A 17,092-nucleotide genomic window follows, 5' to 3' on the forward strand; every position below is an offset into this window, starting at 1 on the left:
ATGCACGACACCGAAATTCGGGATCTGTTGGCGAAGGAGGAAATTCGTCAACTGCCTTACCGTTACGCCGCCGCGATTGAAACGCGGGACGTCGACGCGATGGCCGAATTGTTCGTCCCGCACGCCCGGTTCGGCGACCACGGAGAGGGCCCCGGGGCGCTGCGCCGGCTGATGTCGGCCAGCGTCGACGGGAGCGTATTCGCGGTCATCCTTGTCGCTAACCACCTCGTCGAGCTGGACACAGCGGACCGCGCCCGCGGGCAGGTTTGGGCCCAGTGTTTCGCCCAGACCGACGCCGAGGGGTTTGTCGAACAGCTCATCAAGTACGAGGACCGCTACGAGCGGCACTGCGGGCGTTGGCTTTTCCTGCACCGAAGGCATCGCCTGTGCTACGGCGTAAGCCGCCGGCCATCGCCCCTGACACAAGAAGCCGCAGCCTGGCCACGAAACCAGACCGGCGTCGGTGACCTGCCGCTGAGCGACCCGGTCTTCACGGCTTGGTGGCAGAGCAGGGCCGGCGGGGAAACGCGGCCGTGAGCGCCGGCCGTTGCCTGGCCGAGGGGCTCTCCTTCCCCGAAGGCCCGGTCGTCTACGACGACGGTTCCGTCGTGGTCTCGGAGATGGCGGCCGGCAGGATCACCCGCGTCCGCCCCGACGGCGTCACCGAGACGGTCGCCGAGACCGGCGGTGGTCCCAACGGGGTGGCCCGGCTTTCGGACGGTCGGCTGGTGGTCTGCCAGAACGGCGGCTCCACCTTCGGGCTCGGCCCCTGGCCGTACGACTTCGTCGGCTGCGCAACGCTTTTCCGGCCGGTGGGGCCGCCCGACCACCCCGTCACTCCCGCGCTGCAGCTGATCGAAGCCGGCGGTGAGGTCAGCACCCTGTGCACCGTATTCACCGCGCTTTCAGGCAGCACGCTGCCGCTGATGCGGCCCAGCGACATCTGCGTCGACGGCGATGGCGGCTTCTACGTCACCGACGGTGGAGTCACGCGAGGCCGCAACCGCGGCATGACCGGACTGCTGTACGGCACCGTCGACGGTGGGCTTCGCGAGATCGTCTACCCACTCGAGATGCCCAACGGCGTGGCCCTGTCCCCGGACGGGGCGTTGCTCTACGTGGCCGAGACGCGAACGCGCCGGGTCTGGGAGTTCGCGCTCGACGGGCCGGGAGTGGTGTCGCGGGCGCGCGGTCTGGCAACGGTGCCCAGCGGGGGCCCGCTGAATGTCGGTGGGGCCGACGGGCTCTGTGTGGACGCGACCGGCAGAATCCTCGTCGCGACCCTGGGCACCGGTGGTGTCACCGTCTTCGCCCCGACCGGCGAACTGCTGGGGACGATTCCCGCCGACGACCCGATGACGACCAACGTCGCTGTGAGCACCGATGGCGAGACGTTGTTCATGACACTCGCCTCATCGGGACGTTTGGTGACGGTCCGGAACTGGCGGGTACATCTGGGCGCTGCGCAGGCACCACCGTGAAGCTGGTCCGGCGCCGGCTGCGTTCGCCGTTCGCGCCCTCCGGCAAATCACTCGTGATGTCGGGGGCGATTGTCCCGACCGTCATCGGCTCAACCCTGATCGCAGCACTGACCGCCTGGGCTCTGCCGACCGGTGCGGCGCTCCGCGAACACCATGTAATGGTGGTCAATATCGTTGCAGGAATTTGCTATTCCGGCATCGCCCTGCCGCTGGCCGGGATCTGTGGGTACGTCTTGTTGAGCCTGCCCGCGGAGGCAAGCGATGCCACCGCGCGCCGCGTCGTCCTGGCCATCCCGACGAGGATGGCCGTGGTTCATGGGACCGTATGGTCGGCGGCCGCCGTCGTCTTCGTGCTCACAAATCTCGATACACCCTGGCTGGCGGCAACCCTGGGAGTGTCGATTCTGCTCGGAGCCATCGTGACAACCGCGCTGTCCTATTGGATGTGCAGAATTGCGCTGAGGCCGACGGCCGCCAGGCTGCTCACCGAAGACCCGCCGACACAGCCCCGGGGGCCGGGACTTCGGCTGCGCGCGGTAAGCGCCTGGGTGATCGGAACCGGTATTCCGACGCTGATGGTCATGCTCGTCACCGCGAGCGCCCTTTTCGTCGAGTACTCCGCGCATCGGCTGGCAGTGGTTGTTCTGGTACTCGGGGGCTGCGCCATGGCCTGTGGCCTGGTGGTCGCCGCATTCAACGCGTCATCCATCGCCGATCCGATCGACGAAGTCAGGGACGGCATGCAACGGGTGCAGCGCGGCGAATTCGAGGTGTCCGTAGCCGTTTTCGACGCGTCCGAGCTGGGACTGCTGCAGGCGGGCTTCAACACGATGGCGACCGGGCTGCGGGAACGAGAACGGCTGCGCGACCTGTTCGGCCGCCACGTTGGCCACGATGTGGCTCGGTTGGCCGAGCAACTCGCCGCCGCCGGTGACCAGATCGAGATGGGGGGTGTCAACCGCGAAGTGGCGGTGTTGTTCGTGGACCTGGTCGGCTCGACACGGATGGCCACCACACTGGAGCCACCCGAGTTGCTGGCGACGCTCAACGACTTCTTCACGATGGTGGTGAACGTCGTCGAAGCGAATCGCGGCTTCGTCAACAAGTTCGAGGGGGACGCGGCGCTGGCGGTCTTCGGCGCTCCCGTCGACGACGGCGACCGGGCCTCGCATGCACTGGCGACGGCGCGCGAACTCAACAGGCTCCTTAATCCGCCGGGCGCGCCGATCGGGGCCGGCATCGGCGTTTCGGCCGGCATGGCGGTGGCCGGCCACGTCGGCCACCCGGGCCGCTACGAGTACACGGTGATCGGTGACCCGGTCAACGAGGCGGCGCGGCTCACCGAAGTCGCCAAGCTGTCGGTGGGCGTCGCCGCGTCGGCCACGGCACTGGTGATGGCCGGTCAGGAGGAGTCGAGGCGGTGGCGGGTCGTCGACTCCAAAGTGCTACGCGGCCGAGCCAATTGGACCGACATCGCCGTCCCGGTCGATTGAAGCTCCATGCGTGTCAGACCTTGTGCGACTTCTGCTCTTCCATCTTGTTCAGGAAGGCCTCCAAGCCGATGCCGCCGTGGCCGGCCATGACCTCGTCGTAGTCGTACTGTGGCGGGTTGCCGCCGTTGGGGCGCCACCCGGCATCCGCGGTGCAGGATTTGAAGCCGTCCTCGGGGAACGCATACCAGCGCCGCGTGTTGAGTTCGACGATCTTGGCGGCCTCCTCGTCGGGCACGTCGGCGAGCATCTCCTCGGCGCGCGCGCGGCTCTTGGGCCAGAAGGAGTCCGAGTGCGGATAGTCGCATTCCCAGGTGATGTTGTCGATCCCAATCTGGTGGCGCATCGACATGCCGACTTCGTCCTCGATGAAGCATCCGGAGATGTTGCGCCGGAACAATTCCGACGGCGCCACCGTGGGATGGATGTTCTGGTAGAACTTGTGCTTGCGCCAGACGTAGTCCGCGCGCTCGACGAGGTACGGCATCCAGCCGACGCCGCCTTCGGAGAACGCGACTTTGAGGTTCGGGTGCTTGTGAAACACCGGCGAGAAGATGAGCTCGGTCGCCGCGGCCATGGACGTTGTGCCCATCAAGGTGATCATCACCGCGAAGGGCGCCTCCGGTGCGGTCTGGGGCGGGAATCCGCCGCTGCCGAAATGCATCACCGCGGTCAGGTTCGTCTCTTCGAGCGCCGACCACACCGGCTCCCAGTATGCGGTGTGGTAGCTGGGCAGCTTCAAGTTGGTCGGGTTATCCGGCAGCCCGATCGCGCGCGCGCCCTTGGCCGCCACCCGCTCGATCTCGGCAACGATCAGGGCCGCGTCCCACAGCGGCGTGATCGCCATCGGGATGAAGCGGGCGGGGTCGGTGGCGCACCATTCGTCGAGTGAGAAGTCGTTCCACGCCTGGACGGACAACTGCGCGAGTTCCTTGTCCTCGCCCTCCAGGAAAACGGTGCCACAGAAGCGCGGGAAGGACGGAAAGCACAGCATGGCGTGCACGCCGTCGATGTCCATGTCCGCCAGTCGGGCTTTCGGGTCGTAGCACCCGGGGATCATGTCGGCGTAGCGGATTGGGTCGACACCGAACTCCTCCGGCGACTTTCCGGCGACGGCATTCAGCCCGATGTTCGGATAGGCCCTGCCCTCGTAGACCCACTGCTGCACCGGCGGAGCCCCGTCGCGCGGGAAATCGACGATGCGGGGACCGGCGTCGAGGAATTTCTTCGGCAGTCGGTCCGCCCAGACCTGCGGTGGCTCGATCAGGTGATCATCGACGGACAGGAGCTTCATCGAAGGTTGCAGCGGCATTGTGGGAGTCGTCTCTCGAAGTCGTGCGATACGGTACAAGTGAACAGATTCTGACTATTTGACTATAGCGCCGATGGTGGCCAGAGCCCAAACGAACAGCGCGCATCAAGGAGGACCATGACAACACCCGATAGCCCACAGTCGCGCATCCCGCACGACGATTGGGCCGACCAGGACCTGCTCACCAAAGGTGAGGCGGCCGAACGGCTCGCCGCCGAGATCGCCGAGGTCGCTGCCAAACTCGGCGCGTCGGATGATCAGGACGAGACCCTGACGCGACGACTCAACGGGCTCCAGGAGGCCTACAAGCACCTGACCCGGGACCCACAGGGCTGACCCGGCCCACTCAGGCCCGCGGCAAGCCCAGCACCCGCTGGGCGACGATGTTGCGCTGGACCTGGGCCGTTCCACCGTAGATGCTCGCGGCGCGCGACCACACGTAGATATCCCATTCCAGGCCTTCGGTGAGCAGCGGGCCGCTGGCCGAAAGGTCCATCATGGCGTGGGCGAAGAACTGGTCGGCACGTGTCATGAGCAACTTGTCCACCGAACCCTCGGGCCCGGGAAGCCGGCCGTTCTGGCGCTCCGTGAGCGATCTCATGACCTTGATCTGCAGTGCTCGCAGCTCCGCGTAGGCCTGCCCGAGCCGGGCCCGCGCCGACGGCGAGTCTTCAAGCCAGCCGACGCGAACGTCGTCCTCGAGGCGACGTAGCTGCGTCTTGAGCCGGCCGATCCAGTTGATGTCGCTGGGACCGCGCTCGTAGGCCAGCAGCTGGTTGGCAATGGACCAGCCCTCCCCGCGCCCGCCGAGCAGGTTGCCCGCGGGTACATCGACGTTGTCGAACGTGATCTCGGTGAACTCGCGGTTGCGCGCGGCGTTCACGATGGGCCGCACTTCGATGCCGGGCGTCGACATCGGCACCAGCAACACAGAAATGCCGGCGTGCTTCGGTGCGTCCGGCTCGGTGCGGCACAGCAGGAAGCACCAGTCGGCGACCGCACCGAAGCTCGTCCAGATCTTGCGGCCGTTGACGCGAAACATCTCACGCCCGCCGGCGTCGAGGAAATCGGCCCGGGTCTTGAGGCCGGCGAGGTCGGATCCGGCCTCGGGTTCGGAGAACCCTTGACACCAGCGCACCCGGCCGGACAACAGCCCGGGCAGCAGCGTGTCGCGCTGCTCGTCGGTTCCGAACAGGCGTAACGCGTTGCTGAGGTGACCGACGCCCTCGATGGGCGCGGCGCCGGCCCGCCCGAGCTCGTCGTTGAGGATCGCCTCGTAGACCGGCGCCTTGCCATGCCCCCCATACTCGACGGGAAAGGACAACCCGATGTAGCCGGCTTCGTAAAGCGTTTGGTGCCAGGCGTTTTGCGCGTCAGCCCGCGCCGCCGGGTCGTCGGGAATCGCGGCGTCGGCAGCGTGGTCGGACAGCCACTGCCTCAGCTCGGCGCGGAACTGCGCTTCGGGTGCGCTGTCGTTGAAGTCCATGGCTAAGCGAGTTCCCGGTTCGCCAGCCGCAGCGCGGCGACGGCCTCGTACTGCACCGTCTCGTCGCCGAACAACCGCCGGTCCAACAGAGTCCGGCGCAGCCGCAGGTGCGAAACGTGCTCCCAGGTGATCGCGATGCCACCAAAGACCTGAACCGTGGTCTCCACCACCTCCCGGCCCGCGGCCGAGGCGTATGCCTTGGCCGTCATCGCCGCCAGCCGCGCCTCGTCGGCCGGCGAGTGGTCGATCGCCCACGCGGCGTGCCAGAGGCAACTCCGGGCGCCTTCCACCTGCACCAGGGCATCGGCGAGCAGATGACCCACGGCCTGAAACGAGCCGATCTTGACCCCGAATTGAGCCCGCTCGCCCGCATAGCGGACCGCGTCGTCCAGGGCACCCTGCATGATGCCGACCAGGTCGGCGGCGACGGCGGTCATCGCCAAGGACTCCACCCGCTGCCACCGTTCGTCATCGATGGCCTCGCCGGTGACCACCGCCGAAGCGACCGAATCTGCTGGCAAAAAACGGAATTCACGGGTCAGGTCCAGTCCGCGCGGGTCGGCGCCGCCCAGTGGTGCGCACACAAGCCGACGTTGTCCGTCGGTGCGGGCGGTCAGTAGTCCGTGGGTGGCGCCCGCGGCGTCGAATGCCACCCCAGGTCGGTGAGCCGAGCCGAAACCCATCAGGTCCGGGCTCAGCACGGGCGCCAGCCGGAGGCTCCCTTCCGCGACGAGCTCCAGTTCCTTCTCGGCTCCGGCCGCCTCCAGGAGCTCGGTGGCCAGCACCGCCTGGCCCACCACCGGAACGGCGCTGAGGGTCTTGGCGAGTTCTTCGATCACGATGACGGCTTCCACGCCGCTCGCGTCGAGTCCGCACAGGCGCGGCGAACGCAACGTCGGCACACCGAGATCCACCAGGCGGCGCCACTGGGCGTCGAGCGCCTCGCCGGTCGCGATCTCGTCCGCACTGGTGACACCCACGCTCTCCCCCAGCTGCGCGGCGGTGTCGCGGAGCAGTTGCTGCTCGTCGGTGAAGGCGATCTCCATGGTCAGCGCAGGGTCATCTCCACGCTGGTGTATCCGCGCACGGTCGCGGTGAGCACGCGTTCCCGCGCCCCGATGGCGTAGTCGGGAAACCTGTCGGCGATGTACTCGAACACCAGCTGCGCCTCGCGGCGAGCCAACCATTGCCCGAGACAGATGTGGATTCCCCACCCGAAATACACGTCGGTGCCGCGCGGCCTGCCGATGATGAAGCGGTCGGGATCGTGGTAGCGCCGTTCGTCGCGGTTGGCGCTGCCCAGGAGCAGCAGCACCCAGTCGCCGGCGTCCATGGTGACGCCGTGCCGCTCGATGGGGCGGGTCAAGGTGCGGGCGACCCAGTGGCTCGGCGTGTCGTAGCGCAGCGCCTCGTTCACCGCGGCGGGAATGACGCTGCGGTCCTTCACGATGCGCTGCCACTCCTGGGGGTGCTCGGCGAGCGCGACGAGGCCGTTGGAGATCAGCTTCTGCGTGGTTTCCGAGCCGGCGGCCGACAGGAGATTGCAGAACATGAGCACCTCGTGCGGGGTCAGGGCGCGCTGGCCGCCGGCTTCGGGGTCGTCGAAGGTGGCTTGCAGCACGACGCTGATCAGGTCGTCACCCGGGTCGGTGCGGCGCCGTTCGATGAGGTCACCGATGTACTGGCTGATCAGGCGGTTGGCCTCGATGGCTTTGGCCGGCATCGCGACCTGCCCTTCCTCCCGGGTGAGGAAGGCCTCCCACCAGACGCGCAGCTGCGCACGGTCGCTGTGCGGCACGCCGAGCAGATCACCGATCACGTCCGTGGGCACCGAGAACGCGAAGGCCTCCATCGCGTCGACGGTGGTGCCCGATCGCAGCCGGCCCAGGTGCGTGTGGACCACCGCCCGCAGGGCAGACTCCATGGCGGCGACCGCTTTTGGCGTGAAGAACCCTTTGAGGACCCCGCGAATGCGGTCGTGGCGAGGCGGGTCCATCGAGATCACCGAGTACTTGCGTCCGTCGTTGTCCGGGTTCTCCGGTGCCGGACCGCGCTTGGATGAGAACGTCTCCCAATCCCGCAGAGCCTGCGACACGTCGTCGAACCTGGACAGGACCCACCAGCGGTTTTCGGGGTCCCGGTAGACCGGCGCCTCGTCGCGCAATCTCCGGTACACCGGGTATGGATCGTCGAAGATCGCCTTGGAGAACGGCGAATACATCAACTCGCTGGTCGCTGGCACAGCCATGACTCTATCACCGCAATGAACAATCGGACGTTGAGTGACTAACTGCTCAGTTGCTCGGCGGCGTGCGTTCGATCAATTCGATCCAGTTGCCGTCGGGGTCAGTCGCCATCAGTCCCCGGTTGCCGCCGTCGAATGTGACCGTTCGTTCCGGTCGGGCTTGGCCACCCAGGCGCTCGATACGCGCGACGAACGCGTCCGCGTCGTCGACACGGAACGACAGGTGCGTGAAGCCCACCTCGTTCATCCGGCGGGGCCTGCGCTTCTCGCGCACGCCCGGTACCGGGTAGCCGAGCAACTCGAGGCGAAATCCGTCGCGTTGCAGGTAGACGAGGTCGAGCACCAGCCCGGGCACGCCCAGCAGCCGTGCCGTCTCGGGCCCGCCGACCCTCAGGCGGCCGCTTTCGTCAAATCCCATTGCCGTGCAATAGAATCGGACGGACCTTTCGAGATCGCTGACGCACAGCCCGATATGGGTGAGGCGGTCACCGGAGCTCATGCGGTGTCGTCGGCGAGTTCGTCGAGCAGCGCGTTGTGTTCTCCGAGCAAGGGTGGCCGTACGGGCCCGCCCGCAAGATTGGCGCTGAAAAGGTATGGCGTGCCGGGATAGCGGAAGCTCTCCCCCAGTTCCGGGTGGTGGACCGGCACGTGAAACCCGCGGGCGGCGATGTGTTCGTCCTCGAAGGCCTCGTCGGGTGACAGCACCGCTCCGGCGGGGAATCCGCGTCGCTGGCTTTCCAGGAAGTACTCGTTGGCCGGCATCCGGGCAGCGATCAAGGTGATCGCGTCGCGGGCCGCCATCAGGATCGCGGTGGTCTCGTCGTCGGCGCCGATCATCGCGATGTCGACCGGCTCGTCGCGAGAGGCGGCCATTTCCAGGAACACCGCCTCGGGAAGCTCGTCGGTCAGGCCGAGGTCCGCGAGCCAGGTCAGCAGGTTCGCGAATTCGGTCGGCTTGCGGGGTAGCACGCCGGTGGTGGCGTAGGCGCCGTCCGCGCACCGGACCTGCGTCGGTTGGCTCCGCGTGAAGTACGCGTGACGGCCGGTCTGGCGGACGCACGTCTCGTTGTTGACCAGCCAGTGGTACGTCGTCTGCTCGGAACTGACGTTGCAGGCCGCATTGACGCTGACGTCGACGAGCTGACCCTGGCCGGTCTGGTCCCGGTGCGCAAGGGCCACCAGCGCTCCGATCGCGCAATACAGGCCGGCGATGTTGGCCGACTGCTCGCCGGCGCCGCGAACCGGCGGCAGGGAGTGGTCGTCGTAGCCGCAGTTCCAGACCGGACCCCCGCCGGCGAGCAAGGTGAGGTCGGTGACGGGTTGGTCGGCCCGCATGCTGTCGAGGCCGAATGGGGTGACCGCCACCCAGATCAGGGACGGGTGCCGGGCATCGCCGACGGGGCCCGACCCGGAGATCACGACGTCGGCGCTAGCGATCAGGCGCCCCAGTGCGTTGACACCCTCCGCGGTGTCGAGATCGACGGTCACCGATCTCTTGCCCACGTTGCCGCTCCACCACCGCAGGCTGGTATCCGGGCCGATGTTGTCGTGCGCGAACGGCGGTCGCAACCGATGTGAGGATCCCGCGGGCGGTTCGACCACGACGACCTCCGCGCCGAGTTCGGCGAGCAACCTTCCCCCGATGGGGGTGAACTGGCCGCTGATCTCGACGACGCGAATCCCGCTCAGCGCGTTCAGATCACACCCCGTTTCGTCAATTCGTCCAGCTCCTGATCACTGCGCCCGAGCAGCCCGCCCAGCACGTGCCGGTTGTGTTCGCCCAGACACGGCGCGGCCCGCGAAATGCTCCACGGCGAGGCCGACATTCGCAGGGGAAGCCCTTCGACGCGCACCGTCCCGATCTCGGGGTGCGTCACGGTCGGAAAGAGTCCCCACTCGGCGAGGTCCGGGTCTTCGTCGATCCGTTCCCGGGGCGACTTCACGACACTCGCCGGCACGCCGGCCGCACTGAGTTCGGCTGCCAGCGAGGAGGCTTCGCGGGTCCGGGTGCAGGCGCTGACGAGCGCGTCGAGTGCGTCGGCGCCGAGCAACCGCTGCTCCAGGGTGGCGAATCGGTCGTCCGTCAATCGCGGTTCGTCGACGACTTTGGACAGCAGGGCGACGTCCCGGTCGTCGCGGCAGGCGATGGCGATCCACCGGTCCTCGCCCCGGCACGGGTAGATCCCATGCGGGGCCATCTCACCGAAGTCGGCGTGGTTACCGTCCGGGAACCCCGGCCGGCGCGCGGGCCGCTCGTTGACCGTCCAGTCCAGCACCTCGGTGGGCAGCATCGCGATGCCCGCAGGCACCGTGGCCAAGTCGATGTGTTGTCCCTCGCCGGTGCGTTCGCGCTGATGCAGGGCCGCCAGGATCGAGACCGTCATGTAGTAGGCGGCGACGTGGTCCATGTACGAGTAGCCCCATCCCGCGGGCTCCCGGTCGGGCAACCCGGCGGTGAAGGTGAGCCCGCTCAGCGCCTGAACGATGGGACCCCAGGTCTTGAAATCGCGGTAGGGGCCGCTATGTCCGAAGCCGCAGTTGGAGACGTAGATGATGTCCGGCTTGATCCGGCGCAGCTCGTCGTAGCCGAAACCCATCCTGTCCAGCACGCCGGCGGCGAAATTCTCGCAGACGATGTCGGAGACGGCGATCAGCTCACGCAACAGCTGCTTGCCTGCCTCTTGACGCAGGTTGATGGTCACCCCGAGCTTGCCCACGTTGTGGTTGTTGAAGCCGGCACCCAGATTCACGCCGCGGCGCTCGTCGACGAATGGGCCGACGCCGCGCAGCGCGTCCCACATCCCGCGCGTTGCGGGGTCTTCGACTCGGATGACCTCGGCACCGAAGGCGGCCAGGATCTTCGTCGCCCCGGCGCCGGCCAGTTGACCGCCGAGGTCGCATACCCGAAGGTGGGACAACCCGACGCTCACCATGCAACAATAAAACAGATTTTGTTCTTCTGCCAACGCCGCGCCGCAGCCCGGCCCGGCGGGACCGCTACTCGCAGATTAACAGTTGATGTTCTATTGTTCAGTCTTATGGTGACGATCACAGCGGCCCGCTTCGACGAGCCGGCGTTCTACCTCGGCGACCCGAACGCCACATTCGCGCAGTTGCGCGAACACGATCCCGTGCATTGGTACGAGGAGGGCCAGTTCTGGGTCATCACCAAGTACGAAGACATCAAGGGTGTCTCGGCTCGACCCGAGAAGTTCAAGTCGGAGCGCATTGGGATCATGATGGATCTGATCGCGCACCGGGAGGGCCGCGACCCCCAGGGATATGGCAACCGCGGCATCATGTTCATGGATCCGCCGGTGCACCGAGTGCACCGCAAGGCTGTCGGCGTGCGGTTCACACCGGCCGCGGTCGCCAAGATGGAGGCCCGGGTGCGCCAGGTCGTCAACGATGTGCTCGACGACCTGCCGAACGGTGAATTCGACTGGATTCAACGGGTCGCCGAGCCCATCCCCGTGTATGTGTTCGCCTACCTGCTGGGAGTACCCGAAGAAGACTGGCCCAAGGTCGCGGGCTGGGCGACCACGATCGCCAACGTCGGTGGTGGAGCCGCGAGCGACGAGGACTACGCGTTCATCTTCGAACACATCGGGCCCTATCTGATGAGCCTCGTCGCCGAACGCAAGGAGCATCCTCAGGACGATCTGCTCACGATGCTCTCCCAGGTGACCGTTGACGGGGAGCCCTTCGACGACATGCAGGTGATGATCTACGCGCTCACCTTGCTCGCCGCCGGCAGTGAGACGACGCAGAGCCTGATCGCGGGAATCGCCGATTGCCTCGACACACATCCCGACCAATCGGCGGTGTTGTTCGCCGATCCGGGTCTCAGCGGCAACGCCGTCGAGGAGGTGCTGCGTTACTGGACGCCGGTGATGAGCATGGCCCGGCAGGCGGCCCGCGACGTTCGTCTGCGCGGTGCGGATGTCAAGGAAGGCGACGGGGTGCTGCTCGCCTATGCGTCCGCGAACCGCGATCAGGAGCACTGGGGCCCGACCGCCGAACAGTTCGACATCCACCGCCAGGACGCCGCCAATCACCTCGGCTTCGGGGTCGGCGAGCACTTCTGCATGGGCGCCGCCCTGGCTCGACGCGAAGCTCGTCTGCTGCTGGAGGAAGTGGCGCGGCGCGCCAAGGGGATTCACGTGGTCGGCGACCGAGTGCCCCGCGTGTCGACGCTGGTGCACACGCACGACCACCTGCCTGTTGTGCTCGACTACCGCTGAGGGGCATGTCCATGAGCGGACCCATGGCGGGCGTACGCGTCCTCGAGGTTGCCCAGTGGACGTTCGTTCCGGCCGCCGGCGCGGTGCTGGCGGACTGGGGCGCCGACGTTCTCAAAATCGAACATCCGCGCACCGGCGATGCCCAGCGGGGCCTACGTCAGCTCGGCAACGTGCAGATCGCCGGCAACCGCAACCCCGTCATGGAGCACGCGAACCGCGGCAAACGATCCATCGCCCTGGATATCTCGACACCGGCCGGCCATGAATTGCTGATGGACATTGCGCGCACAAGCGACGTGTTCCTGACCAACTTCTTGCCCGACGCCCGTGCCAAACTGCGGATCGACGTCGACGACTTGCGGACTGCGAATCCCGGCATCGTCTATGTGCGGGGCAGCGCATACGGAACGCTCGGCGACGAGGCCGGCATCGGTGGCTACGACATGACCGGCTTCTGGAGCCGAGGCGGTAGCGCGGCAAGCGTCACCCCGCCCGATATGGGCGGCGTTGTCGCACAACCCGGCCCGGCGTACGGAGATTCTCTGGGCGGCATGACAATTGCCGGCGGAATCGCGGCGGCGCTGTTCGCTCGTGATCGGACCGGTGAGGCCAAGGTCGTGGATGTGTCGCTCCTCGGAGTGGGGGTGTGGGCGATGGGGGTGGCAGTCAACGCCGCGCTGATCTCCGGAGAGCCGTGGCAGGCAAACCCCGCCGGCGCCAACGTCGCCCCGCACAATCCGCTGGTGGGCTTCTACCGCACCGGCGACGGGCGGTATATGGGATTGTCGATGATGCAAGGTTTCCGCTATTGGGCGGACTTCTGTGCGCGGGTCGGGCTCCCCGAGCTTGCCACCGACGAACGCTTTGCCAGCCATGAGCTGCTAACCCGCAACGCGGCGCAGGCAACTGCGATCCTGCGCGAGGTGCTCGGAAGCAAAACCCTCGAGCACTGGCGCAAAGCCCTGGCCGGTTTCGAAGGGCAGTGGGCGCCCGTGCAGAACACGATGGATGTTGTGGCTGACGAGCAGGTGAGGGCAAACGGTGTCATCGCGCCCATCCAAGGCAGCGGCGGTGCCCTCGAGTTAGTCTCGAGCCCCGTGCTTTTCGATCAGACACCGTTTGCTCTGGGCCCGACACCGGAGTTCGCCGAACATACCGAGGCGCTATTGCTCGAACTGGGCAAGGACTGGGAAGACATCATCGACCTCAAGGACAGCGGAACCATCGCGTGATCGACAGCCCTCTTAAGATCCAACCAACGGAGTAAGCAGATGAATCGAGTCAGCGGCAAAGTAGCGGTCGTCACGGGTGCCGCGCGCGGCCAAGGACGCAGTCACGCAGTCCATCTCGCCGACGAGGGCGCCGACATCATCGCCGTTGACATCTGCGACGACATCGCGACCAACGACTACCCGATGGCACGCAAGAGCGACCTCGACGAGACGGCGAAGCTGGTCGAGAAGGCCGGCCGGCGGGTGGTCACCGCGGTGGCCGATGTGCGGGATCGGGCGGCACTGAAGAAGGCGATCGACGACGGCGTCGCCCAACTGGGCGGGCTGCACGTCGTCGTCGCCAACGCCGGCATCTGCCCCCACGGAGAGCACAAAGGGTATCCGGCGTTCCGCGACGTGCTCGACGTGAACTTTCTCGGCGTTGTCAACACCGTCAACGCCGCATTCGACCATCTGGACACCGGTGCGTCGATCATCGCCACCGGCTCGATCGCCGGACTGGTCTCCCAACACGATATGTTCAACGGCGGCGGCAACTCGGGCCCCGGCGGCCTCGGCTACGGTCTGGCCAAGAAGTTCGTCCGCGACTGGGTCAAATCGATGGCGATGACGCTGGCGGCGCGCCAGATACGCGTCAACGCCGTGCACCCGACGAACGTCAACACCGCGATGATGAACAACCCGATGATGTACAAGACGTTTCGGCCCGACCTGGAGGCTCCGACCCACGACGATGCCTTTGTGATCTACCCGATGCTCCAGGCGATGCCGGTGCCCTGGGTGCAGCCCGAGGACATCTCGCACGCCGTGGTCTACCTCGCCTCCGACGAATCGCGATACGTCACCGGACTGCAGATGTTCATCGACGCCGGTGCCGCGCTGAAAATGGGTTTCTGACCTCCCGACGGTATGACACCCGATGAGGCGGTACGAAGCTGGCTCGAGAGTCACCTAGGGCCCGTGCGGGCCTTCGAGCGCCAACCACGTTGGCGTCCGGCCTGGTTCGCCGATGTCGAACGCGACGGCACAATCATGCCGCTATATGTGCGTGGTGATCGCGAGGGCATGGAGTTCTCGTTGTCCACCCATCGAGAAGCGGACGTCCTTGAAGCCCTGGAGAAGCAAGGCATCCCCGTCCCACACATTCACGGTCGGATTGACGCACCACCGGCCATCGTGATGGATCGCCTGCCCGGCGCCACCAACCTGTCAACCTCGCCGAGTGCAGCAGAACGCAACTCGGTCATCGACGAATACATGGAAATCCTTGCGCGGATCCATCGGCTGGATCCGGGTGAGTTCTCCACCGCCGGACTTAAGTTGCCCGAAAGCCCTCAGCAGCACGCGTTGTCGAGCTTCGAGGAGTCGGTCGCGCGGTATCGGTCTACCAAAATGCGCCCGGAGCCGTTTCTGGAATTCGGTATCGGCTGGATCCGCCGCCACGTTCCCGCGCACCGGTTCGACCCGCGCTTCGTCCTCGGCGATCCCGGACAGTTCATGTTCGCCGACGGTCGTGTGACCGGACTGCTCGACGTCGAACTGGCCTACCTCGGCGACACCGCCCATGACCTCGCAGGACTGCGCCTGCGGGACATCTCCGAGCCCTTCGGCGACCTCGAGCGCGCGTTCCGGCGCTATGAGGAGGTTTCCGGCATGGAACTGGACCTGCCGGTGGTTGAGTTCCACACCGCGCAGTTCTCGCTCACCACGCCTCTCTCGTTGGTGATGGTCTTGCACAACCCTTTTCCGATGAGCGAGTCGCTGCAATACGAGGAGTGGTTTCAGCAATGCTCGCTCAACGCCGTCGAAGCCATGGCCGCGGTCGAGGGCGTCGCCCTCGACGATTACCGACTCCCGCAGGCGACAGACGTCCGCCAGAACGGCCTCGCCAACGCGTTGGCACCCATCATCGAGGAATTACCCGCCGAGACCGACATTGACCGCTTTCGCCGGCATCAAACCGCGCAAACCGCGCGCTACGTTGCCGGCGTCTGCCGGCATGGTCCCGCGATCGAATCCGAAAACCTCGACGACGTCGAACGCCTGCTCGGCTCCCGGTACGCCGACTGGCGTGCAGGCGATGCGGCGCTGGAGGCATTCGTGCTGCAGGCGCCCGACAACATGGACACCGAGCTCATTCGGCTGTTCTACCGCCGCATCATGCGGCAAATGCGTTTACTGGAGCCGGTTCTCAACCGCGCCGGCGGCGTGTACCCGCTAACGCCCCTGGCCCGGTTACTCGGCCGCTGACGCGCGCGTCGTAGGCCGCTACCGGGCGACGAGCTCCAGACGCTTCCGTCGGCGGACCAGGATGCTGGGCAGCCAATCTCCGACGTCACACGCGTCGATCCAGGTGGTGCGCTCCAGTAGCATCTTGAACACGATCTGAGCCTCCAACCGGGCCAGGGCCGCCCCGACGCAGAAATGCACGCCCTTGCCGAACGTCACATGCCCCTTCCCGTTGCTGCGGTCGAGACGGAATTCGTTGGGCGACTCGAAGTGCTCGGGGTCGCGGTTGGCGGCTCCCCATAGGAGAAGCAAATGCGCATTCCCTGGCACTTCCACCCCACCGAGTGTGGTGTCGCGCCACACATGGCGGTAGTGCCCACGGAACGGCGGCTCGTAGCGCAGGGCCTCTTCGATGAAAGCGCCCAATAATTCCGGGCTTTCGCGGAGCCGCTGTTGGACCTCGGGGCGGTCAGCGAGAATCCATGCCGCACTGCCCAACAACGAGGCGGTCGACTCGCCGGCGGCACTGAACAGCGTGAGCATGATGCTCATCGCCACGGCCTGGTCCACCTCGCCGGAGGCGTAGCGGGCGGCCATGTCCGGTATCAGCCCGGATTTATCTGCGGTATCAGCCTTGTCGAAATGCTCCATGACGTACCCGGCCAGTTCGAACGCCGCAGCCCCGGCCTCCGCGAGCTGCGCCTCGGTGACAATGCCGTCGAGCAGGGTGGTGGTGGCGTAACCCAGCCGGATCAGCTTGTCGACATCGGCGTGGGGCAGCCCCAGCAATTTTGCGACCACCATCATCGGGAGCCGGTTCGCCACCGCGCCCATCCATTCGATGCGTCCTTGGTGCAGGTTCTCCTCCCACAGGCGCTCGGCGGTCTCCGCGGCGAATTCCTCGATGATCCGCACCCGGCGCGCGGACAGGTGTGGGAGCAAGATCTTGCGGTGCAGCGCGTGCGCCGGATCATCGGCCGTGGCCAGGGCGTGGGTGGGGCTTCCCGCCTCCATCATTGGCAACGCTGCGATGCTGCCGTCCTCGCGGAAAATCATGGTTGCCGTGAGATTGGACGAAAAGTCCTCGACCCGAGTGACGGTCTCGATCAACGCGTCCCAGCCGCATACGGCATAGAAGTCGGAATCGGCGATGCGATGCACCGGAGCCGTCGCGCGCATCCGGTCATACATCGGATACGGATCCTGCAAAGCCTCGGCACCGAAGAAATCGACCGGGTCGCTCAAGACCGCCATAGACCCAGGCTGAAGGTGACCCTCGGCGCGGTCAATAGGCCGTGGAAAGGTTGATAAGCCTCCCGCCGCGCCGTCCGTGCACCCCAAACCCTTTGCGCGGGAGGACCAGCGCGTTAGCC

At 66.5% G+C, this 17,092-nt stretch carries 16 protein-coding genes; 8 read left to right on the forward strand and 8 right to left on the reverse strand.

Features of this window, described 5'->3' with window-relative positions:
* The 3 genes from G6N51_RS14365 (at position 1) to G6N51_RS14375 (ending at position 2,974) form a co-directional block, all read left to right on the forward strand.
* Positions 1–537 (forward strand): nuclear transport factor 2 family protein, encoded by a 537-nt coding sequence (locus G6N51_RS14365; RefSeq protein ID WP_083167228.1) that lies wholly within the window; start codon positions 1–3, stop codon positions 535–537.
* Positions 534–1,481, forward strand: a complete 948-nt coding sequence (locus tag G6N51_RS14370) for an SMP-30/gluconolactonase/LRE family protein (RefSeq protein WP_083167653.1) — start codon at positions 534–536, stop codon at positions 1,479–1,481. The genes G6N51_RS14365 and G6N51_RS14370 overlap by 4 nt, the downstream gene beginning before the upstream one ends.
* Positions 1,482–1,642: 161 nt before the next feature.
* On the forward strand, positions 1,643–2,974 hold the full coding sequence (locus G6N51_RS14375) for an adenylate/guanylate cyclase domain-containing protein (protein ID WP_232078393.1): 1,332 nt from the start codon (positions 1,643–1,645) through the stop codon (positions 2,972–2,974).
* Positions 2,975–2,987: 13 nt separating this feature from the next.
* On the opposite strand, the gene G6N51_RS14380 is transcribed toward G6N51_RS14375, so the two are convergent.
* A complete protein-coding gene (locus G6N51_RS14380; protein WP_083167237.1) occupies positions 2,988–4,283 on the reverse strand; it encodes an amidohydrolase family protein in 1,296 nt (431 codons plus the stop codon).
* Positions 4,284–4,400: 117 nt separating this feature from the next.
* Between G6N51_RS14380 and G6N51_RS14385 the strand changes: the two genes are divergently transcribed.
* The gene (locus G6N51_RS14385; RefSeq protein ID WP_083167241.1) at positions 4,401–4,619 is read left to right on the forward strand and encodes a hypothetical protein; all 219 of its coding nucleotides are present in this window, start codon (positions 4,401–4,403) and stop codon (positions 4,617–4,619) included.
* A gap of 10 nt (positions 4,620–4,629) precedes the next feature.
* Here G6N51_RS14385 and G6N51_RS14390 read toward each other — a convergent pair whose 3' ends face one another.
* The 6 genes from G6N51_RS14390 to G6N51_RS14415 are packed head-to-tail and all read right to left on the reverse strand — an operon-like array spanning position 4,630 to position 10,944.
* Positions 4,630–5,769 (reverse strand): acyl-CoA dehydrogenase family protein, encoded by a 1,140-nt coding sequence (locus tag G6N51_RS14390; protein ID WP_083167246.1) that lies wholly within the window; start codon positions 5,767–5,769, stop codon positions 4,630–4,632.
* Positions 5,770–5,771: 2 nt separating this feature from the next.
* The gene (locus G6N51_RS14395) at positions 5,772–6,815 is read right to left on the reverse strand and encodes an acyl-CoA dehydrogenase family protein (RefSeq protein WP_083167251.1); all 1,044 of its coding nucleotides are present in this window, start codon (positions 6,813–6,815) and stop codon (positions 5,772–5,774) included.
* A gap of 2 nt (positions 6,816–6,817) precedes the next feature.
* Positions 6,818–8,011: a cytochrome P450 gene (locus G6N51_RS14400; protein ID WP_083167658.1), complete on the reverse strand. Its 1,194-nt coding sequence runs from the start codon at positions 8,009–8,011 to the stop codon at positions 6,818–6,820.
* A 52-nt stretch (positions 8,012–8,063) separates the two neighbouring features.
* Positions 8,064–8,513 (reverse strand): VOC family protein, encoded by a 450-nt coding sequence (locus G6N51_RS14405; protein WP_083167255.1) that lies wholly within the window; start codon positions 8,511–8,513, stop codon positions 8,064–8,066.
* Positions 8,510–9,733 (reverse strand): CoA transferase, encoded by a 1,224-nt coding sequence (locus G6N51_RS14410; RefSeq protein ID WP_306460831.1) that lies wholly within the window; start codon positions 9,731–9,733, stop codon positions 8,510–8,512. Before G6N51_RS14410 ends, G6N51_RS14405 begins: the two co-directional genes overlap by 4 nt.
* Positions 9,709–10,944 carry a CaiB/BaiF CoA transferase family protein gene (locus G6N51_RS14415; protein ID WP_197747121.1) on the reverse strand — a complete coding sequence of 412 codons (1,236 nt, stop codon included), beginning with the start codon at positions 10,942–10,944 and terminating at the stop codon, positions 9,709–9,711. The genes G6N51_RS14410 and G6N51_RS14415 overlap by 25 nt, the downstream gene beginning before the upstream one ends.
* 111 nt (positions 10,945–11,055) lie before the next feature.
* Here G6N51_RS14415 and G6N51_RS14420 point away from each other — a divergent pair, with 111 nt between their 5' ends.
* The 4 genes from G6N51_RS14420 (at position 11,056) to G6N51_RS14435 (ending at position 15,740) form a co-directional block, all read left to right on the forward strand.
* Complete coding sequence (locus tag G6N51_RS14420) at positions 11,056–12,258, forward strand: cytochrome P450 (protein WP_232078395.1); 1,203 nt, start codon at positions 11,056–11,058, stop codon at positions 12,256–12,258.
* Positions 12,259–12,269: 11 nt separating this feature from the next.
* Positions 12,270–13,490 carry a CaiB/BaiF CoA transferase family protein gene (locus G6N51_RS14425; protein ID WP_083167663.1) on the forward strand — a complete coding sequence of 407 codons (1,221 nt, stop codon included), beginning with the start codon at positions 12,270–12,272 and terminating at the stop codon, positions 13,488–13,490.
* Between the two features lie 39 nt (positions 13,491–13,529).
* The gene (locus tag G6N51_RS14430) at positions 13,530–14,387 is read left to right on the forward strand and encodes a mycofactocin-coupled SDR family oxidoreductase (RefSeq protein WP_083167272.1); all 858 of its coding nucleotides are present in this window, start codon (positions 13,530–13,532) and stop codon (positions 14,385–14,387) included.
* A 63-nt stretch (positions 14,388–14,450) separates the two neighbouring features.
* Positions 14,451–15,740 carry a phosphotransferase family protein gene (locus G6N51_RS14435; RefSeq protein WP_158086175.1) on the forward strand — a complete coding sequence of 430 codons (1,290 nt, stop codon included), beginning with the start codon at positions 14,451–14,453 and terminating at the stop codon, positions 15,738–15,740.
* 18 nt (positions 15,741–15,758) lie between these two features.
* Here the strand turns inward: G6N51_RS14435 and G6N51_RS14440 are convergent, their stop codons facing one another.
* The gene (locus G6N51_RS14440) at positions 15,759–16,973 is read right to left on the reverse strand and encodes a cytochrome P450 (RefSeq protein WP_083167280.1); all 1,215 of its coding nucleotides are present in this window, start codon (positions 16,971–16,973) and stop codon (positions 15,759–15,761) included.
* Positions 16,974–17,092: the final 119 nt, after the last annotated feature.

Origin of the sequence: Mycobacterium paraseoulense, assembly GCF_010731655.1 — a bacterium.
Classification (GTDB): domain Bacteria; phylum Actinomycetota; class Actinomycetes; order Mycobacteriales; family Mycobacteriaceae; genus Mycobacterium; species Mycobacterium paraseoulense.